At 70.3% G+C, this 25,054-nt stretch carries 28 protein-coding genes and 1 pseudogene; 20 read left to right on the plus strand and 9 right to left on the minus strand.

Annotated elements, in window-relative coordinates:
• The first annotated feature begins 36 nt into the window (after nucleotides 1–36).
• The gene (locus M3Q35_RS12380) at nucleotides 37–726 is read left to right on the plus strand and encodes an SDR family oxidoreductase (RefSeq protein ID WP_273941854.1); all 690 of its coding nucleotides are present in this window, start codon (nucleotides 37–39) and stop codon (nucleotides 724–726) included.
• Here the strand turns inward: M3Q35_RS12380 and M3Q35_RS12385 are convergent.
• From M3Q35_RS12385 to M3Q35_RS12395, 3 genes are read right to left on the minus strand one after another with little or no spacing between them, the layout of a single operon-like run.
• Complete coding sequence (locus M3Q35_RS12385; protein ID WP_273941855.1) at nucleotides 715–1,830, minus strand: FAD-dependent oxidoreductase; 1,116 nt, start codon at nucleotides 1,828–1,830, stop codon at nucleotides 715–717. The genes M3Q35_RS12380 and M3Q35_RS12385 overlap by 12 nt on opposite strands.
• Before the next feature lie 13 nt (nucleotides 1,831–1,843).
• Nucleotides 1,844–2,512, minus strand: coding sequence for a TetR/AcrR family transcriptional regulator (locus tag M3Q35_RS12390; RefSeq protein ID WP_273941857.1), 669 nt, complete (start codon nucleotides 2,510–2,512; stop codon nucleotides 1,844–1,846).
• 41 nt (nucleotides 2,513–2,553) lie between these two features.
• Nucleotides 2,554–3,195 (minus strand): alpha/beta fold hydrolase, encoded by a 642-nt coding sequence (locus tag M3Q35_RS12395; RefSeq protein ID WP_273941858.1) that lies wholly within the window; start codon nucleotides 3,193–3,195, stop codon nucleotides 2,554–2,556.
• Between the two features lie 193 nt (nucleotides 3,196–3,388).
• Between M3Q35_RS12395 and msrA the strand changes: the two genes are divergently transcribed.
• The 10 genes and pseudogenes from msrA to M3Q35_RS12445 all read left to right on the plus strand — a co-directional run bounded on the left by msrA (nucleotide 3,389) and on the right by M3Q35_RS12445 (nucleotide 12,551).
• Nucleotides 3,389–3,910, plus strand: a complete 522-nt coding sequence (msrA, locus tag M3Q35_RS12400; RefSeq protein WP_273941859.1) for a peptide-methionine (S)-S-oxide reductase MsrA — start codon at nucleotides 3,389–3,391, stop codon at nucleotides 3,908–3,910.
• Nucleotides 3,911–4,283: 373 nt separating this feature from the next.
• A complete protein-coding gene (locus M3Q35_RS12405) occupies nucleotides 4,284–5,030 on the plus strand; it encodes a tRNA-dependent cyclodipeptide synthase (protein WP_273941860.1) in 747 nt (248 codons plus the stop codon).
• A complete protein-coding gene (locus M3Q35_RS12410; protein WP_273941861.1) occupies nucleotides 4,975–6,180 on the plus strand; it encodes a cytochrome P450 in 1,206 nt (401 codons plus the stop codon). The genes M3Q35_RS12405 and M3Q35_RS12410 overlap by 56 nt, the downstream gene beginning before the upstream one ends.
• 8 nt (nucleotides 6,181–6,188) lie before the next feature.
• The gene (locus M3Q35_RS12415) at nucleotides 6,189–6,920 is read left to right on the plus strand and encodes a class I SAM-dependent methyltransferase (protein WP_273941862.1); all 732 of its coding nucleotides are present in this window, start codon (nucleotides 6,189–6,191) and stop codon (nucleotides 6,918–6,920) included.
• A 64-nt stretch (nucleotides 6,921–6,984) separates the two neighbouring features.
• A complete protein-coding gene (locus M3Q35_RS12420; protein ID WP_273941863.1) occupies nucleotides 6,985–7,803 on the plus strand; it encodes an SAM-dependent methyltransferase in 819 nt (272 codons plus the stop codon).
• Between the two features lie 20 nt (nucleotides 7,804–7,823).
• A complete protein-coding gene (locus M3Q35_RS12425) occupies nucleotides 7,824–8,642 on the plus strand; it encodes a helix-turn-helix transcriptional regulator (RefSeq protein WP_273941864.1) in 819 nt (272 codons plus the stop codon).
• Between the two features lie 115 nt (nucleotides 8,643–8,757).
• A complete protein-coding gene (locus M3Q35_RS12430; RefSeq protein WP_273941865.1) occupies nucleotides 8,758–10,755 on the plus strand; it encodes an acetate--CoA ligase family protein in 1,998 nt (665 codons plus the stop codon).
• Entirely contained in the window at nucleotides 10,752–11,906 is a 1,155-nt protein-coding gene (locus tag M3Q35_RS12435; RefSeq protein WP_273941866.1) for an acyl-CoA dehydrogenase family protein, read from the plus strand. Before M3Q35_RS12430 ends, M3Q35_RS12435 begins: the two co-directional genes overlap by 4 nt.
• A 52-nt stretch (nucleotides 11,907–11,958) precedes the next feature.
• Nucleotides 11,959–12,078, plus strand: a pseudogene (locus M3Q35_RS48835) (hypothetical protein); the annotation flags it as partial.
• A gap of 131 nt (nucleotides 12,079–12,209) precedes the next feature.
• Nucleotides 12,210–12,551, plus strand: a complete 342-nt coding sequence (locus tag M3Q35_RS12445) for a TetR family transcriptional regulator C-terminal domain-containing protein (protein WP_273944322.1) — start codon at nucleotides 12,210–12,212, stop codon at nucleotides 12,549–12,551.
• Here M3Q35_RS12445 and M3Q35_RS12450 read toward each other — a convergent pair.
• Entirely contained in the window at nucleotides 12,541–13,269 is a 729-nt protein-coding gene (locus tag M3Q35_RS12450; RefSeq protein ID WP_273941868.1) for an AraC family transcriptional regulator, read from the minus strand. The genes M3Q35_RS12445 and M3Q35_RS12450 overlap by 11 nt on opposite strands.
• Nucleotides 13,270–13,330: 61 nt before the next feature.
• Here M3Q35_RS12450 and M3Q35_RS12455 point away from each other — a divergent pair, with 61 nt between their 5' ends.
• On the plus strand, nucleotides 13,331–13,894 hold the full coding sequence (locus M3Q35_RS12455) for a TIGR03086 family metal-binding protein (protein WP_273941870.1): 564 nt from the start codon (nucleotides 13,331–13,333) through the stop codon (nucleotides 13,892–13,894).
• On the opposite strand, the gene M3Q35_RS12460 is transcribed toward M3Q35_RS12455, so the two are convergent.
• Nucleotides 13,866–14,441: a TetR family transcriptional regulator gene (locus M3Q35_RS12460; RefSeq protein ID WP_273941871.1), complete on the minus strand. Its 576-nt coding sequence runs from the start codon at nucleotides 14,439–14,441 to the stop codon at nucleotides 13,866–13,868. The genes M3Q35_RS12455 and M3Q35_RS12460 overlap by 29 nt on opposite strands.
• A gap of 78 nt (nucleotides 14,442–14,519) precedes the next feature.
• Between M3Q35_RS12460 and M3Q35_RS12465 the strand changes: the two genes are divergently transcribed.
• The 4 genes from M3Q35_RS12465 to M3Q35_RS12480 all read left to right on the plus strand — a co-directional run bounded on the left by M3Q35_RS12465 (nucleotide 14,520) and on the right by M3Q35_RS12480 (nucleotide 17,693).
• Nucleotides 14,520–15,428: an alpha/beta hydrolase gene (locus tag M3Q35_RS12465; RefSeq protein WP_273941872.1), complete on the plus strand. Its 909-nt coding sequence runs from the start codon at nucleotides 14,520–14,522 to the stop codon at nucleotides 15,426–15,428.
• 87 nt (nucleotides 15,429–15,515) lie between these two features.
• Entirely contained in the window at nucleotides 15,516–16,529 is a 1,014-nt protein-coding gene (locus M3Q35_RS12470; RefSeq protein ID WP_273941873.1) for a lysylphosphatidylglycerol synthase transmembrane domain-containing protein, read from the plus strand.
• A 68-nt stretch (nucleotides 16,530–16,597) separates the two neighbouring features.
• On the plus strand, nucleotides 16,598–16,834 hold the full coding sequence (locus M3Q35_RS12475; protein WP_273941874.1) for a hypothetical protein: 237 nt from the start codon (nucleotides 16,598–16,600) through the stop codon (nucleotides 16,832–16,834).
• A gap of 79 nt (nucleotides 16,835–16,913) precedes the next feature.
• A complete protein-coding gene (locus M3Q35_RS12480; protein ID WP_273941875.1) occupies nucleotides 16,914–17,693 on the plus strand; it encodes an alpha/beta fold hydrolase in 780 nt (259 codons plus the stop codon).
• Here M3Q35_RS12480 and M3Q35_RS12485 read toward each other — a convergent pair.
• Nucleotides 17,690–18,715, minus strand: coding sequence for a cation diffusion facilitator family transporter (locus tag M3Q35_RS12485; RefSeq protein ID WP_273941876.1), 1,026 nt, complete (start codon nucleotides 18,713–18,715; stop codon nucleotides 17,690–17,692). The genes M3Q35_RS12480 and M3Q35_RS12485 overlap by 4 nt on opposite strands.
• Before the next feature lie 37 nt (nucleotides 18,716–18,752).
• On the opposite strand from M3Q35_RS12485, the gene M3Q35_RS12490 reads away from it, so the two are divergent.
• A complete protein-coding gene (locus tag M3Q35_RS12490; RefSeq protein WP_273941877.1) occupies nucleotides 18,753–19,133 on the plus strand; it encodes an ArsR/SmtB family transcription factor in 381 nt (126 codons plus the stop codon).
• Here the strand turns inward: M3Q35_RS12490 and M3Q35_RS12495 are convergent.
• Nucleotides 19,108–21,009, minus strand: coding sequence for a potassium transporter Kup (locus tag M3Q35_RS12495; RefSeq protein WP_273941878.1), 1,902 nt, complete (start codon nucleotides 21,007–21,009; stop codon nucleotides 19,108–19,110). The genes M3Q35_RS12490 and M3Q35_RS12495 overlap by 26 nt on opposite strands.
• Nucleotides 21,010–21,144: 135 nt before the next feature.
• Between M3Q35_RS12495 and M3Q35_RS12500 the strand changes: the two genes are divergently transcribed.
• Nucleotides 21,145–21,528, plus strand: a complete 384-nt coding sequence (locus tag M3Q35_RS12500; RefSeq protein ID WP_273941879.1) for a nuclear transport factor 2 family protein — start codon at nucleotides 21,145–21,147, stop codon at nucleotides 21,526–21,528.
• Nucleotides 21,529–21,566: 38 nt separating this feature from the next.
• Entirely contained in the window at nucleotides 21,567–22,145 is a 579-nt protein-coding gene (locus tag M3Q35_RS12505; protein WP_273941880.1) for a class I SAM-dependent methyltransferase, read from the plus strand.
• Here M3Q35_RS12505 and M3Q35_RS12510 read toward each other — a convergent pair.
• On the minus strand, nucleotides 22,135–23,187 hold the full coding sequence (locus M3Q35_RS12510; protein WP_273941881.1) for a quinone oxidoreductase family protein: 1,053 nt from the start codon (nucleotides 23,185–23,187) through the stop codon (nucleotides 22,135–22,137). The two genes, M3Q35_RS12505 and M3Q35_RS12510, sit on opposite strands and share 11 nt — an antisense overlap.
• Before the next feature lie 93 nt (nucleotides 23,188–23,280).
• Between M3Q35_RS12510 and M3Q35_RS12515 the strand changes: the two genes are divergently transcribed.
• Complete coding sequence (locus M3Q35_RS12515) at nucleotides 23,281–24,051, plus strand: helix-turn-helix transcriptional regulator (protein ID WP_273941882.1); 771 nt, start codon at nucleotides 23,281–23,283, stop codon at nucleotides 24,049–24,051.
• On the opposite strand, the gene M3Q35_RS12520 is transcribed toward M3Q35_RS12515, so the two are convergent.
• Nucleotides 24,035–25,045 (minus strand): LacI family DNA-binding transcriptional regulator, encoded by a 1,011-nt coding sequence (locus M3Q35_RS12520; RefSeq protein ID WP_273941883.1) that lies wholly within the window; start codon nucleotides 25,043–25,045, stop codon nucleotides 24,035–24,037. The genes M3Q35_RS12515 and M3Q35_RS12520 overlap by 17 nt on opposite strands.
• Nucleotides 25,046–25,054 lie beyond the last annotated feature (9 nt).

Here is a 25,054-nt window from a genome sequence, read left to right on the forward strand (position 1 = left end):
CGCCGCGCTGCTCGAACGCCGTGCCAGGATGTTCAAATGGGAACTACTGTGGTGGTCGGGGGCAGTCACGGCATCGGGCGGCTGATCGCGGAGCGGGCGGCGGGGCGCGGGGATGCGGTGGTGGTGACCAGCCGGGACAAGGGGCGGGCGCAGGGGGTCGCGGCGGAGATCGGGGGCGACTGCACGGGAATCGCGCTGGATCTGGCGGCGCCGGCGACGATCGAGGGGGCGCTGGCGGAGATCACGGTGGTGGACAGCCTGGTGATCACGGCGATCGAGCAGACGGTGCAGAGCATCGGCACGTTCGACGTGGCGGACGCGATCAACTCGGTGACGATCAAGCTGGTGGGCTACGCGGAGACGGTGCGGGTGCTGACGGATCGGTTCGGGCCGAAGGCGGCGGTGGTGCTGTTCGGGGGCCTGGCGAAAGAGCGGCCGTACCCGGGCTCGACGATGGTGACGACGATCAACGCGGGCGTCACGGGACTGATGCGCACGCTGGCCAGAGAGATCGCGCCGGTGCGGGTGAACGCGCTGCACTCGGGCGTGGTGGGCGACAGTCCGAAGTGGAGCCACGTGAAGGACAGCCACCCGGCGGTGGCCCGCACACCGCTGGGCCGGCTGGTGACGATGGAAGAGGTGGCCGACGCGACTGAGTTCCTGCTGCGCAACGGCGGCATGACCGGCCACGACCTCAACATCGACGGCGGCTGGCTACTGACCTGACATCTCGGCCATGAGCTGGCCGATCCGCTCGGCGCTGCCGGGTTCGAAGAACGCGACGAGGTTGGACGCCGACTCGGCGGCGGCGGCCTCGGCGCGGGGGAACATGGCGGCCTCGAAGGAGGTCAGCGCGGATTCGACGTCGTCGTGGGCGGCCAAGGCCAGGCCCAGCTCGGCGGCGTCGAGCATGGCCAGATTGGCGCCCTCGCCGGCGAACGGGGACATCAGGTGGGCGGCGTCGCCCAGCAGGGTGACGCCGGGAACGCGAGACCAGCAATGGCCGACGGGCAGGGCGTGGATGGGCCGCGGCACGAAGACGCCGTCGCCGTCGGCGATGAGGCCCCGCAGCGGCTGGGCGAAGTCGTCGAAGAGGTCGAGCAGCCGCGAGCGGGTCCGCGCCGGGTCGGAGTCGACAAGGGTCGACACCCAGTTGTCGTCCTCGGTCCGAATGGCGACGTAGACCCGAATCCGGCCGTCGCCGTTGCGCTGAGCGATCACACCCTTGCCGTCCCCGAGTCCCCACATCGAGCCGACGCCGACGAACGCGGCATGCCCGGGATGACAAGCGTCCACATCGGACAGATGAGTCTCCACGAAGGACAGTCCGGAGTAGACGGGACGAGCGTCGGACAGCAGCGGCCGGACCTTCGACCACGCGCCGTCCGCGCCGACGATCAGGTCGGCCGAGACGGTTTCGCCGTCCCCCAAGGTGATCGAAGACGGCTTCACGGCCGTGACCTTGGCGCCCCACCGAACGGTCCCGGCCGGCAGCGACTCGACGAGGATGCGCTTGAGTGCGCTGCGGTCGATCTCGGGACGGCCGCCGGGCTCGTCCGGCGTCTGGTCGACGTAGACGATCCCGTTGGCGTCGACCACGCGCAGCGCCTCGCCCTCGTCGCGGGCCAGCGCGCGGAACTGGTCGAACAGGCCGGCCTCGCGCAGCGCCCGCTGCCCGGTGTCCTCATGCAGGTCAAGGGTGCCGCCCTGATCACGGGCGGTCGGCGAGTCGTCGAGTTCGTACACAATGGACTGAATGCCGTTGACATGCAGCACCCGGGCGAGCGTCAGCCCGCCAAGGCCACCGCCGACGATGACGATCTTCTTCATGGTGGAACTCCTTTTACGGTATGGGAATTTCGAACGCGCCGGCCAGCAGGACGTCGAACATCCAACGAGCCCGGGTCCCCGGGGCACCGGAGATCAGCTCGGTGGTGTGCGCGGCGATGGTCGGGTACGTGTCGGCGGAGACTTCCTCGATGGTGCGCGCCAACAGGTCGTGGTCGGCGGCCGACGCCTCGGGATGCTCGGTGCGGGTGCCGTGTTCCACCGCACTGGCCGTCGCCACGAGCAGTAGCAGATCGATCGCCCAGCCGGCCTGCGGCGCCGCCATGCCACCGTCCAGCAGCAGCCTGAAGACGGCCTCGACCATGGCCAGGTAGTTCTGGCCGCTGAGCCGGCTGACCAGCGCGACCCGGGCCAGGCTCGGGTTGTCGTGCAGGACCTGGCGATACGAGTCGAGCACCTGCCACAGCCGGGCCCGCCAGTCGCCGTCGGCCGGGTCGAGGTCGACCTCGCCGAGCAGCTCGTCGAGCATCGCGGCGTGCAGTTCCTGAGTGTCCGTCACGTACACGTAGAGCGAGGCCGGGCCGGTGTCGAGCTCCTTGGCCAGCCGCCGCATGGTCACCTTGTCCATGCCCTCGGCCCGCATCACGGCCAGCGCCGTCGCCACGATGCCGGCACGGGTCAGGGCCGGCTTGGACGGGCGTTCCCGCCGATTGTAGTCCACCATGCCGGCGAGCTTAACGGACACGTTCGTGACGAACACGTTCGTCAGGCCCGCAGGAAATCGGCGACCAGGTCCAGCGTGCGCTCCGGCGCCTCGAGCAGCGGGGCGTGGCCGACCCCCGGCAGCAGCACAAACTCGGCCTTGGGAAAACGGGCCGCGTAAGCGTGCCCGTAGCCCGGGCCGGCGACCTGGTCCTCCGCGCCCCAGATGAACAACGTCGGCACCGCCACCCGCTCCACGCGGTGCGGCAGCCTCGGGTCGCCCTGCGGGTGCCGCGCCGTGTAGTGGAACAGCGTCGCGAAGTTGGCGAGCAGCTCGTCGGGCAGCCGCGCATCGTCCACGTTCGGCATGGCAACCGGATGTCCCGGGATCTGCGGCCCGATCACGTCGATCAGCACCAACCGCGAAATCCGCCGGCCCCGGTCGCGCACCGCCATCTCGGCCGCGATCCAGCCGCCGAACGAGCCGGCCACCAGGGCCACATCCGTGCGGTCCTCGTCCTCCAGCCGGTCGAGATACTCGATGGCCAGGTCGTCCACCCCCTCGTACCAGTCGGGCCGGACAGTGCCGTCCCAGCCCGCATGGGTCGGGGCCAGTACGTCGTACGTGTCGGCGAAGCGGTCCACGACCGGCTGAACCGGGCGCCGTCCCGGTCCGCCGTGCAGTGCCAGCAGCGAAGTGGTCATGACACGAGATTAACGAACATGTTCGTTACGAACAAGTTCGCGGTGACCGGGGTCACGCGGGCCGGCTTCCTCGCGACGGGGTCCCGGGAACCCTTACGTGGTGCTTACGCTGGACCGGACGTGCGTCACAGGCGGAACCAAAACCGGCCTGACCGGTGTTGGACACACCGGGGGGACGGACAGAGAGGGAGCGATGAGCAACACGACCGAGACCGCGGTGCTGGCCGGCGGCTGCTTCTGGGGCATGCAGGACCTGATCCGGCGGCAGCCCGGCGTGCTGTCCACCCGGGTCGGCTACACCGGCGGCGAGACGCCCAACGCCACCTACCGCAACCACGGGACCCACGCCGAGGCCGTCGAGATCGTCTTCGACCCGACCGCCACCAGCTATCGGGACCTGCTGGAGTTCTTCTTCCAGGTGCACGACCCGAGCACGAAGAACCGGCAGGGCAACGACATCGGCCTCAGCTACCGGTCCGCGATCTACTACACGACCGACGAGCAGCGCAGCGTCGCGGAGGACACCATCGCCGACGTGGACGCGTCGGGCCTGTGGCCGGGCAAGGTCGTCACCGAGGTCGAGCCGGCCGGCGACTTCTGGGAGGCCGAGCCGGAGCACCAGGACTACCTGCTGCGCTACCCGAACGGCTACACCTGTCACTTCGTGCGCCCGGGCTGGAAGCTGCCCAAGCGCGCCGAGTCCACCCAGAGTTGATCAAGCGGTCGCCGCCCCGGTGCGGGGCGGCGACGCCGTCGCGGCGCGGACCTTCGGGCCCGCGCCTTTTCTCGGCCCGTGTTCGGGCCGAAAGTCACCCGACAGTGGCGAGAATCCGGTGTAAGGCCAGGTGGTGGGCCCGCTCCCGCGGGCCGCAGGCACACCGGGCGTCTCACTGGGCCCAATGTCGAAGGTCGCCCGGCCGAGGGGTAACTCGCTCGTACGGGTGAGGGGCTCTGACGCGCGGTGATTGCCCATTCACACGAACTAGCTCTGTCCGCCACCGGTGAACACGACTTAGACTTGTGCCGAAATTTGCAGATGTGCCCATGCAGAATTACCGGCCGTCCGTCTCGAACAGTCCGTCGACGCCATGTCGCACGGGCGAGGGAGGGGCTTTATCGTGTTCACGTTGGAGTGGTTAGCAGGCACGACAGTCCATCACGACCATGTTCTCGTCGGACTGAGCCCACAGAACGGGCGATACAAGCCGGAATACATCAGGAACCTCATTTTCTGGCTACGCCCTCGATTCAGCTCCATCGACGTGGTCATTCCTGGATTCGAGGCGGCGTACACCCTGGTGGCCGCCGGCCACCCGCCGGCGCAGGCCGTGCACCGGGCCCGCCGAGCCTACCGCCAGCTCCACAACCCCGCCGTCCGTGCCCTGGCCGACCTGGGCGTTCCCGATCCGGCTCGACACGTGACCAGTTGGACCCGGCTGCACGCCAACGCGGCCTACCGGGCATCGCTGATCCGCTCCCGCCGGGCCTATCTGATCGACCGGCGCATTCGCGCCGCCTGCCGCGCGATGACGGCCGAGGTGGTCGGCAACGCGGCGAACAGCGGTTCGGTCACGTCCGGCGATATCGACATCGCGGTTCGGTACGTCATTGCCGAAATTCCGCTGCTCACCGACGGTCCACGCCTCTTCGAGGCCGATCGGAGCGTTTTCGTGTACCACCGTCCCACTCCACTGGTGGCGGCGATCGCGGACGGCGGTTCCATTCTCCGGGCGGCGCCCGGGCAGTCATGGGCGGTCGTCGGCCAGGAGGAGGAAAATCATGGCGAACACGATCGAACCGCACCTCCCGCTGCAATACCCGTTCCCGCTCGGTGACGACGGCGCGCTGCCACCGCTGACCGCATGGGCGCAACGGGCCAGACCGGTGTGCCCGGTGCGGCTGCCCAGCGGCATCACCGCGTGGATGCTGACCCGCAAGGACGACGTGGCCCGGATGCTGGCCGACAACCGGTTCAGCCGGGACCTGGCCGAGCCGGGTTCGCCGCGCATGGTCGGCGAGGACCTCACCTCGGTCGACGACGCGATCTTCAACCTGGACCCGCCCCGGCACGGCCGCGTCCGACAGGTGCTCAGCAGCTGGTTCACCCGCGGTGCCGTGCAGCGCCACCGCCCGCTGATCGCCCGGCATGCCCGGCGGCTGCTGGACGCCATGGCCGACGGCCCTAACCCGGTGGACCTGATCGAGGCATACACGGCCGCCCTGCCGCTGGACGCGATGGGTGAGCTGATGGGCGTGCCGCCGGAGCTGGCCGACGAGTGCCGGCGGGTGTACCCGATGAGCCTGGACCTGTCGTCGACCCCGGACGCGGTGCGGGAGGAGACCGACGCCGCCAAGCGGTTCATCGCCAAGCTGGTGGCCGCGCGCCGGGCCGACCCGCTGCCCGACACGCCCGTGCACGCGCTGCTGGAGGCCAGCCGGCTGGGCGTGATCACCGAGGCGGAGATGTTCGGCACGGTGTTCCTGATCTTCGTCACCTCCTTCGACCCGCTGGTCGCGCCGCTGACCACCGGCCCGATGATCCTCATGCTGCACCGCAAGCAACTCGACGAGTGCCTGGCCGACTCCTCGTTGTGGCCCAAGGCGGTCGAGGAGGTGCTGCGCTACTTCCACAACGGCGGCCTGGGTTTTCCGCGTATCGCCCGCGAGGACGTGGACTTCGGCGGCACGGTCATCCGCCGCGGCGACGCGGTGGTGGTGCCGATGCAGGCGGTCACCTGGGACCCCCGGCACTACCGCAACCCGCAGAAGTTCACCATCCACCGGGCCACCGACGGCTCGGCCACCTTCGGCGCCGGCCCGCACTACTGCCTCGGCTCGCAGCTGGCCCGGATCGTGTTGCAGGAGGCCATCTCCGCGCTGTTCCAGCGGTTCCCGACGCTGGATCTGGCGGTCAGCCGGCGCGAGCTGCCGTGGGACCCCAACCGCATGTTCACCCGTCCCATGCAGCTACCCGTGACCTGGTGAGGAGCGCGATGACCGCCAGCCAGTTCGAGGAGTTGGCCTACCTCTACGAGCAGAGCTTCGAGGTGTGGCCGTACCGGCGGGACGTGGAGCAGTACTCGGTGATCCAGGCGCTCGGCGACGTGACCGGCCTGGCGGCGCTGGACCTGGGCTGCGGTTCCGGCGGCTATACCCGCCTGCTGGCCGCACGGGGCGCGAAACCGGTGGTCGGCATGGACGGCGCCGCCGGCATGATCGACTACGCCTGGCGGCGCGAGGCGGAGGACCCCTGCGGCGCGAGCTTCGTGCGGCACGACGCGGCCGAGCCGATGGGCGGCGCGTTCGACGTGGTGCTGGCCGTGCACCTGCTGCCGTACGCGGAGACCTTCGACGCCCTGGTCGCCATGTGCGCCTCGGCGAGGTCGGCGCTGGCCGGCCCGGGAAAGCGATTCGTGACGGTGACCATCAATCCCGGTTTCGCCCGCGACCCCGGTTACTACCGCCGGTACGGATTCGACTTGATAGCCCCTTCGGCTGAACTTCACGACGGTGATCCGATTCGACTGCACAGCGAGTTCCGCGGCGGCACGATCGACGTCACCCCGCACTACTGGTCCCGGACCACCCAGGAACGTGCCCTGCTCCAGGCCGGATTCCGGACGGTGACCTGGTGGGATCCGGTCTGCTCCCCCACCGCCGATGTAGTCCACTTCAGCGATTATCTGCGCACACCGCCGACCCTCGTTGTCACGGCGACCGCATGAGGCTGTACTACTATTCCCGCGGCGAAAAGGGGGCGTCCGCCGAAAGTGCGTTGAACGGGAGGTCATGCTCGTGCACGAATCCGCGTGGATGCCGACGGGGCTCGATCCCGAGGTGCCCAGCGCCGCCCGGGTGTACGACTACTTCCTCGGCGGCTACCACAACCTGGCCGTCGACCGGGAGTTCGCGCACCGCGCCCAGGAGACGATGCCCGACCTGCCACAGATCCTGCGCACCTCGCGCCGCTTCCTGCGGCGGGCCGTGCACTACCTGCTGGAGCAGGGCGTCACCCAGTTCCTCGACCTCGGGTCGGGCATCCCCACCGCCGGCAACGTGCACGAGATCGCCCAGGAGGCCGCGCCGCACACCCGCGTCGTGTACGTGGACCGCGACTCCGTGGCCATGGCGCACTCGGCGCTGATGCTGGAGCACAACGACAACGCCGCCGCGCTGCGGGCCGACCTGCGCCATCCCCGGGACGTCCTGCGCAGCGACACCGTGCTGACCATGCTCGACCTGAACGAGCCGGTGGCCGTGCTGATGTCGGCGGTGCTGCACTTCGTCGAGGACGACACCGAGGCGCAGTCCATCGTCGCCGGCTACCGCAACGCGCTGGCCCCCGGCAGCTACATCGTGATCTCGCAGGGCACCCAGGACTCCGCCGGTGAGCAGGGCGAACAGGTGATCCGGCTGTACGACCAGACCGACAGCCCGTTCACCGCCCGCAGCCGCGACCGGTTCGAACGGCTGTTCAAGGGACTGGACCTGGTCGAGCCGGGCGTGGTGTACGTGCCGGAGTGGCGGCCGGAGTCGCCCGAGGACGTGGACGAGCATCCCGAGCGCAGCTGCGCGTACGGGGCCATCGGGCGCAAGCCGCTCTACTGATCAAGCCGTAGCATCTGTCCATGGTGACCCGCGAGAACCAACTGGGTGAGTTCCTGCGTGCCAGCCGGGCGCGGCTGGAGCCGGGCCAGGCCGGTCTGCCCGACGACCTCACCACGCGTCGGGTGGCCGGGCTGCGGCGCGAGGAGGTCGCGGTGCTGTCCGGGGTCAGCGCGGACTACTACACCCGGCTGGAGCAAGGGCGGGAACGCAATCCGTCGTCGCAGGTCGTCGGCGCGCTGGCCCGGGCGCTGCGGCTGGGCCCCGACGCCCGTGATCACCTGCTCCGGCTGGCCGGGCTGCATCCCGGGGTGCTGGAGGTGCCGCCGCTCCAGGTCGATCCGTCGCTGCTTCAGCTGCTGGACGCCTTCCCGCGGGCCGCCGCGTACGTGCTCGGACCGGCCTTCGATGTGTTGGCGGCCAACCGGATCGCCACCGCGCTGCTGTCGCCCTTCGGCAAGGAGCGCAACATGCCGCGGATCCTGTTCACGCATCCGGCCGCCCGTGTCGTGTTCGTCGAGTGGTCTCTGGTGGCCGGCGCCACCGTGCGCGCCCTTCGTCTGAACGCCGGGCTTTTCCCTTCTGATCCGGGGATTTCCGCCGTGGTCGCCGAGTTGACGGCCGCGTCGGCCGAGTTCCGTGCGCTGTGGGAGGACCAGACGGTCGGCGGGCTCATGCGGGCGTACAAGGTGTTCGTGCATCCGCGGGTGGGGCGAGTGGAGCTCACGTACCAGACCTTCGACGTCAAGGACACGCCCGGGCAGCAGCTGCTCGTCGGCACCGCCGAGAGCCTGGCCAGCCAGGACGCCATCGACCAACTGGCCTCGTTGGCCACGGCGTAAGGGCAGTCACCCCCGACGAAAGTGACGGAACGCGCCGGCCGCGGTTGACAACCCCCGACGCCCCACCCACGATAACTGACTGATCAGCCAGTTATCTCACCTTTCTGGGGCGACGATGCAGCTGGGCGTGTTCCGCGACCCCGCGTCGGTGGCGGTGGTCGGCGCGTCGGAGAACCGGTCCAAGTGGGGCTACTGGCTGGCCTCGGGGGCGTTGGCCGGGGCTCATCGACGCCGGGTCGAGCTGGTCAACCGGCGCGGTGGCGTCGTCTGCGGACGACGATGCGCCCCCGGTCTGTCCGATGTGGACGAAGCGCCGGAGCTGGTGGCGTTGCGCGTGCCGGCGGCACAGGTGCCGGCCGTCGTGTCCGAGGGTCTTTCGCTTGGTGTCAAAGGATTCCTCGGCATCACGGCCGGCGTGCCGGAGGAACCGGCGTTGGCCGCGAAGATCCGTGCCGGCGGCGCGCGGTTGGTCGGGGCCAACAGCCTTGGCATCGTCGACACGGCCACGGACCTGCGGCTGGCCTGGGGCAGTTTCACGCCGGGCCCGCTGGCGATCGTGTCGCAGAGCGGCCAGGTCGGCTCGGAACTCGCGCTGCTCGGCGCCCGGCACGGCCTGGGCATCTCCCGCTTCGTCTCGCTGGGTAACGCCAGTGACGTTACGGCGACCGAGCTGCTGGCCGATCTGGCCGACCACCCGTCGACCAAGGTCATCGCGGTCTACCTGGAGAACTTCGCCAACGGCCCGGCACTGCTGGATGCGTTGCGAGGATTGGGAAAGCCGACGCTGCTGCTGACCGTCGGCGGCAGTGCGGCCAGCACCCGGCTGGCCCGCACCCACACCGGCTCGCTGACCTCGCCGCTGGAAGTCGTGGACGCCGCGTGCCGGGCTGCCGGGGTCGCCCGGGTCAGCACGCCGGCCGAGCTCATCGACGTGGCCAGGGCGGTCCTGGCGACGAGCCCGCCACGCGGCGGCCGGGTGGCGATCATCGGCGACAGCGGCGGGCAGTGCGGCATCGCGGCCGACGTCGCGCACACGCATGGGCTGCTGGTACCGCACTTCACCCAGGACATCGGCGTGACGCTGGAGGCCCGGCACAATCCGGTCGACCTGGCCGGCGCGGGCGAGCAGGACCTGGCCAACTACGCCGAGATCACCGAGGCCGTGCTCCGGTCAGACGACGTGGACGCGGCCGTGCTCACCGGCTACTTCGGCCGCTACGGCCTCGACATCCCGGCCATCGCCGAGCGTGAAGTCGCTGTGGCGCAACGTATCGGACAGCTCGCCGGCCGGGGCAAGCCGGTGCTGGTGCACTCGATGGGCCCGGACAGCCCCGCCGCCGACGCGCTGTGGGCTGCCGGCGTGCCCACGTACGACCGCATCGAGCCGGCGCTCCAGGCGCTGCGGGGCATCGCCGCCCTCGGCCGGCCGGCCGAACCGCCGCTGCCCCACCAGACCCGACCGATCGGCGTACTGCCCGACGGCTACTGGGAGACCCGGCAGGTGCTCTTCGACGTGGCCTTCCCACGTGGCCTGGTGGTCCGCCGGCGCGAGGACCTCGACCAGGCCCGGAAGCTGACCGCCCCGTACGTGCTCAAGGCCGGTTGGCTGGCCCACAAGAGCGACGCCGGCGGCGTCCGAACCGGACTGTCCACGGCGGACGAGCTGCTGGACGCCTTCGACAAGATGTCGGCCCGGCTCGGGCCGGGCGAGTACGTCGTCGAGGAGCAGGACACCCGGCCCAACACGGTGGAGATCCTGGTCGGCGCCCGCCGCGACCCCGATTTCGGGCCGCTGATCGTGGTCGGGGCCGGCGGCACCGAGACCGAGCTGCACCACGACGTCGCCATCGAGCTGGCCCCCGTTTCCCACGCGACGGCACGGGAAATGCTCGACCGGCTGCGCTGTGCCATGCTGCTGCACGGCTGGCGCGGCCGGCCGCCGGTCGACATCGACGGGCTCGCCGCGCTGGTGCACCGGGTGTCGCTGCTGGTCGCGGCCTCACCGCTGGTCGGCGAGCTGGAGCTGAACCCCGTCCGCGTCGGGCCGGACGGGCCGCTGGCGGTCGACGCCCTGATCATCCCTGTTTCGCGTCAGGAGGCACGGAGAGCATGACGATCCACTTCCCGGCCTGGCCGCTCACCGACGAGCAGCGCCAGATCGTCCAGCTGTGCCGGGACTTCGCCGTCAAGGAGATCCGGCCGCGGGCCCGGGAGGTGGACGAGGCCGACGTGGTCACCCCGGTCGACCTGTTCCAGCGGGCCGGCGAGGTCGGCATCACCACCTTCATGCTGCCCGAGGAGTACGGCGGCGGCGGCTTCACCGACGTGTTCACCCAGTGCCTCGTGCAGGAGGAGCTGTGCTGGGGTGATCCCGGCATCGGCAACCTGTTGTGCTCCAACGGCTTCTACGCCGACCCGATCCTGGAGCTGGGCACCGTGGAGCAACGCAAGCAGTGGCTCACGCCGCTGACCGGCCCCGATGCCCCGATGACGGCGCTGGCCACCACCGAGCCGAACGCCGGCTCGGACGCGGCGTCGATGATCACCACCGCGCGGCGGGTCGAGGGCGGCTACGAGCTGACCGGCCAGAAGACGTGGATCTCCAATGCCGGCGCGGCCACGTACTACGTGGTGTTCGCCAAGACCGACCGCAGCAAGCGGTCGGCCGGCGTGACCGCGTTCCTGCTGACCCGGGACGCGCCCGGGCTGCGCTTCGGCGAGCCGATGCGGAAGATGGGCCAGCGGGCCATCGTGTGCCGGGAAGTGTTCTTCGACAACGTCTTCGTGCCGGCGCACGACCGGCTCGGCGACGAGGGCCGCGGCTTCCACGGCCTGATGGGCACCTTCGACATCTCCCGCGTCGTGCTCGGCGCCGCCGCCGTCGGGGCGGCGCGGGCGGCGTACGAGTTCGCTTTGGACTATGCCCGCAACCGCAGGCAGTTCGGCGTGCCGATCATCGAGCACCAGGCCGTCGCCTTCCGGCTGGCCGACATGGCCACCCGCATCGAGTCCGCCCGGCTGTTGGTGCACCACGCCGCCCGGCAGATCGACGCCGGCCAGCCCGTCACCGGCTTGGCCGCGATGGCCAAGCTGACCGCGTCCGAGGCCGCCATGTTCGTCACGTGGGCCGCCGTGCAGACCTTGGGCGGGTGGGGCTATTCGCGGGAGTTCCCGGTCGAGCAGTGGCTGCGGGACGTGAAGCTGGAGGAGATCGAGGAGGGCACCTCGGACATCATGCGGCTGGTGATCTCCCGTCATCTCTGACTGACGGGCCAGTTATCTATACTCGCGGTCACACCCATCGGGAGGAGTGACCGTGCCGCGTCCGAGCGTCTCGGCCGAGCGCCGGGCTCAGATCCTGGCCGCCACCTGCGCCGAGATCGCTTCCTCCGGCGTCCAGGACCTGCGGCTCACCGACGTCGCGACGCGAGCCGGCGTCAGTTCCGGCACCGTCCACTACTACTTCGACAGCAAGCAGGCCCTGCTCCACGCCGCCTTCGAGCACAACCACCAGCAGTCCCTGGACCGTCGCGCCGCCATCCTCGCCGCCGGCGGCACCCACTGGAGCTGCTCACCCGGCTCGTCGACTCGTACGCGCCCCTCGATCCCGACAGCGTTTCGGCTTGGCGGGTGTGGATCGAGCTGTGGGTCCATGGGCTGCGTGAGCCCGAACTCCAGGAGCTCAACGAGACCATCTACGGCGAGTGGCGGCGCACCGTCGTCGGGCTGCTGCGCGACGCCCAGGACCAGGGGCTGATCGTTGACGGGGATCCCGTGCAGATGGCCAACACCGTGGTCGGCATGATCGACGGGCTGGCCATCCAGGTGCTTCTCGGTTCGCACAACATGACCGTGGACCGGATGCGCCTGACATGCCGGGCGTATCTCGAGGGCCTGGCTAGTACCTAGCGGCATAGTGCGTGGGCGTCTCGCCGAACATCTTGGTGAAGTCCCGCACGAAATGGGCCTGGTCGGCGTAGCCGAGCTCGGCGGCCAAGCGGGCCCAGTCGATGGCAGCGCCGGCGGCGAGGCGTTCGGTGACCTCGTGCAGGCGGTAGCGGCGGATGACCCACTTGGGGTTGATGCCGACGTACTCGGCGAACAGGCGCTGCACCTGCCGGACGGGACGGCCGAGCTGGTCGACGCGGCTGATCTCGGGGGAAGTGGCGATGGTGGTGACGAGGTCGGCGGCCTCCGCGGCCTTGGGATCGGGGAACGGCTGCTGGCGGCGGAGCATCGACTCGACGGCGTCGATGGTCGGCACAGTCGGGATTCCGGAGAAAATCTCCGAAGCGGGCAGCTGGCGGTCGGTGATGGAGGCGACGGAACGGCCCAGGAAAGGCCGGAAGCCGCCGGGGCGGAAAGCCACGCCGAAAACGGTGCGGTCGCCGTCCAGAACACGGACGCCGGCCTTGCTGCCGACGCCGGTGACGACGGCCGTGCCGTCGTCGGCGATGGTCAGGTTGACCCGCGGATAGGGGACGATCTTCTGACGGTACGGCTCGGCATAGGACCAGCTGACGATCCAGTAGTGGTCGACGAAAGCAGCGAGATCCGGGGAAGGCGGCGGAAAGTCGTGCTGCTGGAACCGACGCCACGCCCCGCGCAGCTCCCGCTCGTCCCGCACCGGCCCGATGCTAGTCGCGTTTGTTCAATACAGCCGGACCGCCACCGGATTGACTGCACGCATGCTGATCGAACGTGCCGCCGCACCACTGCTCGACCTGATCCCCGCCCTGGAACCACACCTTGACGCCCGGACGCCGTGCACCGAGTACACGGTCCGAGGGCTGGTCAACCACCTGCTGTTCTGGGCCCCGTCGCTGACCGGCGGCGCCACCAAAGTGATTGTGGTACCGCCGGACGCAACGGAAGCGGAGCTTGATCTCACCACCGGCGACTGCCTGGCCAGCCTGACCGACGCGGTCACGACGACCGTGAAGGCCTGGAGCGACCCGGCGGCCTGGACCGGCATGACACACATGGGCAGCCCGATGGAGCTCCCGGCCTCGCAGGTGGGCGGGATGATCGCCGGCGAGTTCCTGGTGCACGGCTGGGATCTCGCCCGCGCGGCCGGACGGGACCTGACCGTCGAGGAAGAAGTCGCCGAAGCCCTGCTGGAAGAGCTGGCCAAGACGGCCGAGCTGGGCCGTCAGATGAACATCTTCGCGCCGGAGGTGGCTGTCCCGGCCGACGCGCCGGCCCTGCACCGGGTCCTCGGCCTCACCGGCCGCGATCCACAGTGGAGCTGACGAACTCCCCAATCGCGGCGAAGCCCTCGCGCATCGCCTCGGCCAGCGGCACCGGCCGGTCGGCCTCGATCCACCGGTGGAACACGACCCGGCCGGTGGCAATGGCGACCTCGGCCACCAAAGCCGGCTCGGCGACGCCGCGTTCACGCAGTGCCTCGGCCAAGGTGCCGGTCCACGCGGCGAACTTGGCCAGTTCCCGTTCCCGCAGCTCGGAGCTCTGCTCGATGATCCGCTCACGCCGGAGCAGCCGGTCGCGGCGGGCGTGCGCGGACTCGGACAGCGCGGCGAAGCCGGCCAGCACGGCGTCCATGGGCGAGGTCTCGGCCGGCGCGGCGCGGACGGCGTCGGCGATGGTCTCGGCCAGCCGGGTCTCGTCGCCGAACAGGACCTCCTTCTTGTCGGCGAAGTGCCGGAAGAAGGTCCGCTCGGTCAGACCGGCGTGCGCGGCCACCTCGGCGGCGGTGACCTCGGCGAAGCCCCGCTCGCCGTAGAGCTCCAACGCCGCGTCCTGAAGCCGACGCCGCCCGTCCGGCTGCCACCGCGCCATGGATCACACCCTACCGGTGATGACAGGAGCTGACATCACGACCTACTCTGATGACAGTCACTGACATCAGGAGGCGACATGATCAGGCCCGACGTGCAGGCGCTGCTCGACCAGATCCCGCCGGAGAGCGGCCCGCCCGAGGCCACGGCCATCCGCGAGTCCATGCGCATGCTGGCCGCGGTGGTCGACCTGCCGGAACCGCCGCTGGCCACGGCCCGCATGCTCGAGACGGCCCCGCTGCCGACGCTGCTGCTCGACCGCCGCGAGCACCGCGACCCCGGCCCCGTGCTGGTATGGTTCCACGGCGGCGGCTTCGTCTTCGGCGGCATCGACACCCACCGGTCCATGGCGGCCGACATGGCCCAACGGCTGGACCTGCCGGTGCTGCTCGTCGACTACCGGCTCGCGCCGGAAGCGCCGTATCCGGCCGCGGTCGACGACGCCGAAGAGATCGCCCGGTGGGTGGCCGGCGGGCCGGCCGAGCTGGGCCGCGGGGTGACCGGTCTCGTGCTCGGCGGCGACAGTGCCGGCGGCACGATGACCATCGTCACCGCGATGGCGCTGCGGGACCGGCCGGCGGACGTGCCGGTGGTGGCGCAGCTGCTGCTGTGGCCGGCGACCGATCTGATCGGCAAGTACGCGTCGCAACGCGAGTTCGCCGAGGGCTACCTGCTCACCGAGGCCAGCCGCGTGTTCTATCAGGACTCGTACCAGCCGGTGATCACGGACGTCCGGGCGTCGCCGATGCAGGGTGACCTTGCCGGCCTGCCGCCGGCCGTGGTGCTGACCGCCGGCCTCGATCCGCTACGGGACGAGGGCCGGGCCTACGCCGCCGGGCTGATCACCGCAGGCGTGCCGACGACGTTCTTCGAAGCAGTCGGCAACATTCACGCCTTCGGCCTGCTGCGCAAGGCGATCCCGTCGTCGGTGCCGGACCTGGCCCAGGCATTGAGCGCGCTCAGGGCCATGGTCGGCGGGCTGGCCTGAGACGGCGAGACGCCGGCCACATCGGCTCCAATCCGGAAATTCGTTCACGGACCGGGCGGTTGACCCGGGTGGACGAGGGAGGCGGCGATGGCGGCTATCGGGTGGGCACACAAGCCGGCCGTCTTCCCGTGGCGCGCGATCCTGCACTGGGCGGTCGTCGGGGCCGCCCTCGGCTGGGTCGCCTGGCGCATTCCGGACATGGTTTCCCAGTTCACCGCAACGGGTGTGCACCTGGACCGCGTCGAGTGGGGCTGGCTGCTGGTGGCCGTGCTGAGCGGCGCCGGTGCGCTCGCGGTGTACGGCGAACTGCACCGGCAGCTGCTGGTCGTGGGCGGTGCCGAGCTGCCGGCCGGCACCGTCCAGGGCATCAACTTCGCGCAGAACGCCGTGTCGACGACCGTGCCGGTGGTCGGCGGGGCCGGCTCGCTGGGCTATGGCATCACGCAGCTGCGCAAGCGGGGCGTGACGGGGCCGGTGGCGGCGTGGTCGGTGCTGATGGCCGGCCTGATCACGACCGTCACGTTGATCGTGATTGGCGCGCTGGCGCTGGCGATCGCCGGTTCGGTGCCGGCGGCTGTGGCCGTACCGATCGCCGTTGTCGTGGGCTTCGGCACATTCGGGGCGTGGCAGCTGCTGACGCGGCCGGCGGTGCTCCGAGCCGTGGTTCGGCTGGTGCCCCGTCGGTGGGCTTCGCAGGCCGAATCGGCGGCGGTGGCGTTGTCGGACAACGTTGCTTCGATGCGGCCCAGCGGCCGGCGGTGGCTGGTGCTGGTCGGCACAGCACTGCTCAGCTGGGTACTCGACTTCGTGACGTTGGTGGCCAGCGTGCTCAGTGTGGACGTCGAGGTGCCGTGGGCGGCGCTCGTCGTCGGATTCCTGATCGTGCAAGGCAGTATCGCGTTGCAGATCCTCCCCGGCGGCGCCGGGCTCGCCGAGACCGGGCTGCTGGGCGTCCTGCTCAGCGCCGGCATCGCGGCCGCGCCGGCCGGCGTGATCGTGCTGTTCTACCGGGCGATCACGTGGCTTGGCCTGGCCGTGGTCGGCTGGGCCGTCTACGCCGTGATGCCGCGTCTGCGTCGCCGGCCCGAATTGGCCTTCTGAGACGGCTGTTGTTGCCCATCGGCGTAGCATTCGAGGTGCGTGTCTCAACGGTGAAGAGGTGGGGCAGCATGTTCTCGGAGCGGGTTGTCGAGCGGTATCGGTTCACCTGCGCCCGGTGCGGCGAGCACTCGGACGACGTCTACCAGGCCACGCATGTCACCGACGCGTTCGGGGACACCTTTTCCTATTACAGCCACGGCGGTTACCCGTGCGAGGCGCCGGCGGCCGAGGAGACGATGTGCCCCGGCTGCCACTGCGGGCCGGTCCACGTAGGACTGTTGTCGCGGGTCGCCCTCGCGACGTAGCAGCATCAAGCCATCCTCAAGCCCTGGAACCGTGTTCCGGCCGACCTCGTTGCACCGCCACAGGCAACAAGGGGGCGCCATGCGGGGCGAGAGACTGAGTAACGGCCTGACCGTTATCACCGTCGGCGAAGGACCGCCACTGGTCACTCTGCCGGGCCTGGGGGCCGGTGCGGACCTGGCCACCAAGGTTCCGGTGCTGGCCGCGGTCGCCGCAAGGACGCTGGCCGGCGGCCTCGGCCGGCAGGTCCACCACATTCAGCGGCCGACGAATCCGCCGGCGGGCATGACGCTGCCGGATCTCGCGAGCTGGCATGCGGATGCTCTTCGCAGCCGGTTCGGCGGGCCGGTGGATCTCATGGGCTCCTCGGGTGGCGGCGCGACGGCGTTGCAGATCGCCCTCGATCACCCGGACGTGGTTCGGCGGCTCATCCTCTGCGTGATCGCCGGCCGGCCGGGCGCGGAAGGGCGGCGCGAGCTGGTGCGGCTCATGGACGACGAGCGGCGAGGCCGCAACAATCCTTGGGCGGCAAGCGGTCTGGTGACAAGAGGACCGCGAAGGCTGATCATCGCCGGCACATTGGCGGCCGCGACCATCACCGGCAAGAAGCGTGCGCCGGGAGAGTTCGCGCTCGTGGAGGCGATCAAGGACTGGGACGTCATGGGGCGGCTGCCCGAGCTTCACACGCCGACACTGCTCATCGCGGGCGGCCGGGACACGCTGATCCCGGCGGACATCGCGAAGGCGACGGCGGAAGCAATTCCGAACTGCCATCTGCTGATGATCGAGAGCGGCGATCACCTGACGACGATGTTCGACCGCCGGGTCAGCCCGACGATCAAGGGATTCCTGGCCGCCTAACGGTGATGGGCCAACACTTCGTGGGCGTCTACGGCGCGCGAAGCGGGCTCGGTGTGCACAACGGCGGCGGCCAGACGGGGAACGGCGTGCACCAAGCGGTGCTCGACGTCGTGGGCGATGCGGTGGGCCTGCTCGACGGTCAATGCGGCGTCGACGGTGACGGCGAGCTCGGCGCGGAGGCTGTGCCCGATCCACCGCATGCGAACCTGGCCGGCGGCAAGGACATCGGGCACGGACAAGGCGGTCTGCTCGGCCAGATCGATGGTCGCGGGGTCGACGGCGTCCATGAGACGGCGGAAGACCTCGCGGGCGGCGTCACGGAGCACGAACAGGATCGCGACGGTGATCGCCAGGCCGATGATCGGGTCAGCCAACGGGAAACCGAGCGCGACACCGCCGGCCCCGAGCACCACGGCCAGCGACGTGAACCCGTCGGTCCGGGCGTGCAGGCCATCGGCGACCAGGGCGGCGGAGCCGATGCGGCGGCCGACGACGATGCGGTACCGGGCGACGATCTCGTTGCCCAGGAAGCCGATGACACCAGCGGCGGCGACGACCCACAGGTGGCTGACCGGCTGCGGGTGGATCAAGCGGTCGACGGCCTGCCAGCCGGCGACCACGGCCGAGCCGGCGATGATCAGCACGACGATCACGCCGGCCAGGTCCTCGGCGCGGCCAAGGCCGTAGGTGTAGCGACGGGTGGCGGCGCGGCGGCCGAGCAGGAACGCGACGCCGAGCGGCAGAGCGGTCAAGGCGTCGGCGAAGTTGTGGATGGTGTCGCCGAGCAGCGCGACGGAGCCGCTGAGGAACACCACCACCAACTGCGCGACGGCGGTGACGAACAGGGCGGCGAAGGACCAGCCCAGGGTCCGCATGCCCAGCCGGCTCGTCTCCAGCGCGGTGTCCACGCGGTCGGCGCTGTCATGGCTGTGCGGCTTGATCACGTGCCGGAGCCGCGCCAACCGCGAACGCCGGTGGCCGTGCCCGTGCCCATGTCCGTGGCCATGCCCGTGCTCTGTCACGTTGCCAGAATGCGCTGATCAGGGGCAATATGCAACCATGTGCGCGCACAAGAACATGGCAGGTGCCAGTGGTTCGCACCAGCAAGTCGACGGCGAACGCCTCGGCATCGCCGCCGACGTGCTGCGCCACCTCGCCGATCCCACGCGCCTACACCTGCTGTACCTGCTCGGTGACGGCGAGCAGGACGTGACGACCCTCACCGAGCAGGTCGCCGCGTCACGCTCCTCCGTGTCGCAACACCTGGGCCGCCTGCGACTGGCCGGCCTCGTGCAGGCGCGGCGAGACGGCCGCCGCATGCTCTACCGCATCACCAGCGATCACCTGTCGGCGCTGGTCGACGAAGCGCTGGGCTTCGCCGACCACGCCGTGCGGGGAATCCCCATCACTCCGTTTAGAGGTCCACCCGCGTTCCCATGATGACGGTCCGCTCCACCGGCAGCCGGAAATACACCGCCGGGCTGGCGGCATTGTGGGCCAGGCCGACGAACAGCATCTTCTGCCACCGCGGCAGGCCCTTCTCCCGCGGCCCGGCCTCGATGCTCACGCGCGACAGGTAATAGAAGGCCGAGTCCGGGTCGACCTCCAGCTCGGAGGTGAGCATGAAGGCGTCCCGCAGCGCCGACGGGATGTCCTGGTCGTCCTGGAAACCGAAACGGACCGTGAGATGCACGATTCCGTCGTCGTTGCGGTGCAGGGAATCGACGTTCAGACGCTCATTGCGCGGCACATGCGGCACGTTCTCCGGAATCACGGTCACGATGACCACGTGCTCGTGGACGACGCCGTTGAATTCGAAGTTGGCGCGCAGCGCCAGCGGCACGGTCTCCTTGGACGGATGCGGGAAGACGGCGGTGCCGGGCACGCGGACGGTGCCGGTGGCGCGGATCTCGTCGACGAATTCGGCCATGGAGCCCTCGATCTCGACCCGCCGGGCGGTGACGACACGGCGACCGCGCTGCCAGGTCAGCATCACCGTGACGACGAGCGCGCCGAGCAGCAGCGGCAGCCAGCCGCCGTGCACGATCTTGGTCAGGTTGCCGGCGAGGAACACCAGCTCCAGGCCGCCGAACACGACCGCGACCAGGGTGAGCTGCCACCACTTCCACCGCCACGCGGCGCCGGCCAGCACCAGGAACAGCGAGGTCGTGAGCAGCAGCGTGCCGGTGACGGCCAGCCCGTACGCGGTGGCCAGCGACTGCGACGAGCCGAAGGTGACGGTGATGATGAGGACGCCGGCCAACAGGATCCAGTTGATGCCGGGCACGTAGATCTGGCCGCTTTCCTCCTTGGAGGTGTGCCGGATGGTGAGAATGGGCAGGAATCCGAGCTGCACGGCCTGCCGGGCCATGGAGAACGCGCCGGAGATCACCGACTGGGAGGCGATGACCGTGGCGATGGTGGCCAGCACGATCAGCGGGATCTGGGCCCAGCCCGGAGCCAGCAGGAAGAACGGATTCGACACCGCGTCCGGCTGGCTGAGAATCAATGCGCCCTGGCCGAGATAGTTCAGCGTCAATGCGGGAAAGACCACGAAGAACCAGGCTCGGCTGATCGCCGGCCGGCCGAAATGGCCCATGTCGGCGTACAAAGCCTCGGCGCCGGTGATGGCGAGCACGACCGCTCCCATGGCGACGAAGGCCAACACCGGCCGGTCCACGAAGAACGCGATCGCGGAGGTCGGCGACAAAGCCAGCAGAATGCCGGGCTTGGCGATGACCCACGGCAGCCCGAGCAGGCCGATCACCGCGAACCACAGCACCATGATCGGCCCGAAGAACCGGCCGACCCGGTGCGTGCCCAGCCGCTGCGCCAGGAACAGCAGCACCAGGATGGTCACGCCGATCGGCAGCACGATCTCCTTGATCTCCGGCGACACCACCTCGATGCCCTCGACCGCGGACAGCACCGAGATCGCCGGCGTGATCACGCTGTCCCCGAAGAACAGCGACGCGCCGATCACACCGAACAGCACCGCCGTGGCGACCATCTTCGTGCGGCCGGCCACGCTGCGCCGGATCAGCGCGGCCAGGGCCATGATGCCGCCCTCGCCGTCGTTGTCGGCGCGCATCACGAAGGCCACGTACTTGATCGACACGATCAGCAGCACGGCCCAGAACACCAGCGAGATCACGCCGTACACGTCCTGGGCGACCGGCCGGATCGCGCCGCCGTCGATGGCGAACACGGTTTGCAGTGAATACAGCGGGCTGGTGCCGATGTCGCCGAACACGACGCCGAGTGCACCGACCGCGAGCGCCGCCATACCGGTGCGCTGGTGTCCCTCGTTGCTCACGGCGCACAGTCTGCCCGGCCCGAGTGGATCACGCCCACAACGACACCCGTCAGGGCAGCAACCAGCGGATTCCCGGGCATCGCCCGCCTTCACGCCCTAGCGTCGGAGAACAACCACCAGGAGGGGACGAACACCGTGCGGGAGATCTTCGGGCGCTATGTGCACGCCGGCGCGCTCAGCCGCGACGCCGACGCGCTGGCCGAGCTGTTCACCGAGGACGGCGTGCTGGAGGCGCCGCTGGTGCCGGAGGGGCATCCGTTCCCGAATCGGATGGCCGGCCGCGAGGCGATCCGCAAGGGCATGGCCGAGTACTACCAGCGGCCGGTCGGCGGCCCGGGTGTGGTCGACACGGCGCGGTCCAGCTTCGTGGTGCACGACACCGCCGATCCGGACGTGTTCATCGCCGAGATCGACACCGTGGTGGACGGCGCGGCGATGTCGTTGGTGCAGATCGTGCGCCTGCGCGACGGGAAGATCGCTCGCCTGCGTGACTATTTCGCGCCCGACACGCTGGCGTAGGAGGTGCGCCGAGGCGGCGTTCGTGGTGCCCTTGAGCGATGACGTTGCTCACGCGCGCCCTCGACGCCGCGTTCGGCCACCCGCGCGGCGTCGCCGGCCGGCTGGGCGGGTCGATCATGGCGCGCGGCAACCGTGAGCAGGAACGCGACGCCGTCGCCGCAGCGTCGCTGAGCTCCGGCGAATGCGCGCTGGTCATCGGGCACGGGCCGGGGCTCGGTGTCGTGCTGGCCGCCGAGGCGGTCTCCCCCGGCGGCCACGTGATCGGCGTCGACCCGTCGGACGTCATGCGGACGATGGCCGCCGAGCGCTCCGCCGGCGCGGTCCAGACGGGCGACATCGAGCTGCGCACCGGCACCGCCGAGCACACGGGTTGCGCCACCGGGTCGGTCGACGCGGCGATCTCCGTGAACAACGTGATGCACTGGAAGCGGGCCACCGGGTTCGCCGAGCTGCGCCGGGTGCTGCGGCCGGGCGGCCGGCTGGTGGTCAGCGTCCACCGGCACGTGTTGGACGTCGAGCCCGGCCGGCTGCGGGCCGAGGCCGAGGCGGCCGGGTTCGTGGACGTCACGGTGGCGTACCGGGATCGCGCGGTGGAGCTGGTCGGCTTCAGGGCCTGATCACCGTCGCCGTGAACCGGCCGCTCGTGGCGGCGTGGTCGACGGCGTCGGCGATGTCGTCGAGCGCGAACTCCGTGACGTCGAACTGGTTCAGGTCGAGCAGGCCCGCCTTGATCAACTCGATGAATGACCGGTTGGCCGTGCGCGGGTGCAGCCACTGACCGCGCAGGGTGATGCTGTTGCGCATCAACCACCGGTACGGCAACGAGATGTCGTCCTGCACGCCGCCCATCAGCACCACCCGGCCGCGTTCCCGTACCGTCATCGCCGCCTGACGAACGGGTTCGTTGCCGGCCGACGGCGGCAGCAGGTCCAGCACGACGTCGATCGGCCCCGGGGCGGCGTCCAGCATCTCCTGCGTGCCGCCGAGCCTGACCGTCCTGACGCGACGGCCGAAGCGATTCTCCAGTTCCGCCAACATCTTCTCGTCACGGCCGGGCGCGATCACGGTGGCCGCGCCCATGGCCAACGCCATCGCGACGCCGGCGCTGCCGAAGTTGCCGGTGGCGCCGCTGATCAACACGGTCTCGCCGGCCTGCAACTCGGCCGCGAGCAATCCCCCGTACGGCACCAGGCACACCGTCGCGGCCGCCGCCAACCGGCCGGCGTCGGCCCGGTCGAAAGCACCCAACGGCACCGCGTTCTCCGTGGGGACAAGGAGTTGCTCCGCGAAGGAGCCGTTGCCGACATAGTCCTGAAGGTGCAGGCCACCGTCCCCGCGAGCGCTCCAGCCCTGCAACATGATGTCGGGCGTGAGGGCATCGTCGCGGGACCGGATCGTCGGATCGCACAGCACCCAGTCCCCCACTCGCAGCCGCGTCGCGTCGGGGCCGACGGCACGGACCCGGCCGACCGCGCCGGCGCCGAGCGTGATCGGCAGGTTCAGCTGGAAGCCGCGCGAGCCGGCGATCACCTCGTCGGTGTACGGGATGACCGACGCGGCAACGACTTCCACCAGGACCTCACCCGTGCCCGGCACGGGATCGGGCACGGTCGTCACGGTCAGCGGGGCGCCGAATCTCGTGAGCACTGCGGCCTTCATCGGGTCTTCCTTCCGTTCGGTACGACCCAGCCTGCGGCGTCGGCGGCCGCGCATCCAGCCCTGGTATTATCCTAGGATTGAGGAGGTCCACCGATGCCTGCCGGACTGGGCGAGTTCCTGCGCTCCCGCCGCGAACGCCTGACCCCCGAAGCCGTCGGCCTCCCCCTCGGCCGCCGTCGCCGCACGCCCGGACTGCGCCGTGAAGAGGTCGCCGAGCTCGCCGGCATCGGCGTCGACTGGTACATCCGCCTGGAGCAGGGCCGCACCGTGCGCCCGTCCGTCGCCACCGTCGACGCCCTGGCCGCCGCCCTGCGCCTCGACGACACCGAGCGGGCGCATCTCGGCCTGCTGGCCCAGCAGACCGTGCGGCCGCTGTTCGTGCGCGAAACCGTGCCGGCGGCGGTGAAAGCCGTGATCGCCGGTCTTGATCAGCCCGCGTACGCCACCGGTCGGCGCTGGGATGTGCTGGCCTGGAACGACGCCGCCCGGGAGCTGTTCACCGACTTCGACGCCTGCGCCCCCGACGACCGCAACATCCTCGTCTATCTGCTGCTCGATCCCGCCACCCGCAAGCTCTTCGGTCGCGGCTGGGCCGTGATGGCCCGACACACCGTCGCCCAGTTCCGTGCCGCGCACGACGTCTGGGCCGGCGATCCCCTGTTCACCAGCCTCGCCGCCCGGCTCTCCGCCGGCTCGCCCCAGTTCCGCGCCTGGTGGGAGGACCACGACATCTCCGTCGGCCGCGGCTCCGGCCGCAAGGTGCTGCACCACCCGATCCGCGGCACCGTGGCCTACGACTTCGCCAACTTCCAGGCCAACGACGAGCCGGCGGTGCGGCTCACCGTCTTCACACCGGCGGGTTGAGGGCGGCGGTGCTGTGGCGGATGACCAGCGAAGTCGCCAGATCGACGCGGGTGGTGGCGGGAGTTTCGCCGCGGCCCAGCGACAACGCCAGGCGGGCGGCGGTCTCGGCCATGGCCACGAGGGGTTGGCGGATGGTGGTCAGCGGCGGGCCGACCCACCGGGCCAGCGGCAGGTCGTCGAAGCCGACGACGCTGAGGTCGGCCGGCACGCGAAGCCCCAGTTCGCGGGCGGCTTCGTAGAGGCCGAGGGCCTGGAGGTCGTTGCCGGCGAAGACGGCGGTGGGCGGCGTCGCCAGGGACAGCAGGTCGCGGCCGGCGGAGTAGCCGGCCTCGAAGTGGAAGTCGCCTTCACGGACGAGCCGGGGATCGAAACGCAGACCGGCTGTTTCGAGGGCGGCGCGATAGCCGTCGAGGCGGGCACGGCTGCACAGCATGCGCGACGGGCCGCCGATGAGACCGATGCGAACGTGCCCGAGGTCGATCAGGTGCCGGGTGGCGGTGACGCCACCGAGCCAGTTGTTGGTGCCGACGGCCGGCACACCGTCGGCCGGATCGCCGGCGGGATCGAGCACCACAAAAGGGATCTCGCGACTGGCGAGCTGGGTCCGCTGGACGGTGTCGAGGTCGCTGAGCACGAGCACGACGCCGCAGGGACGGCGGGCCAGCACACCGTCCACCCACGACTGGCCGGGCGACAGCGCCCCGGCCGACTCGGACAGCACGACGTGCAGCTTCTCTTCGCGGGCAACGTTTTCCACGCCGCGAATGACCTCCATCGCCCACGCGCTCTCGAGCTCGTGGAAGACGAGATCGAACAGCCGGGACGGCGGACCGGCGGCGCGACGGCGATAGCCGTGCCGCTGCAACAGCTCCTCGACCCGCGCCCGCGTGGCCGGGGCGACGTCGGCGCGCCCGTTGAGGACCTTGGAGACGGTCGGCGTGGACACGCCGGCTTCCCGGGCAATCTCCGCCAGCGTCGGCGTGCCACCACGCATGGCGAGGAT

It is taken from the genome of Kutzneria chonburiensis (assembly GCF_028622115.1).
In the GTDB taxonomy this organism is placed as follows: Bacteria; Actinomycetota; Actinomycetes; order Mycobacteriales; family Pseudonocardiaceae; genus Kutzneria; species Kutzneria chonburiensis.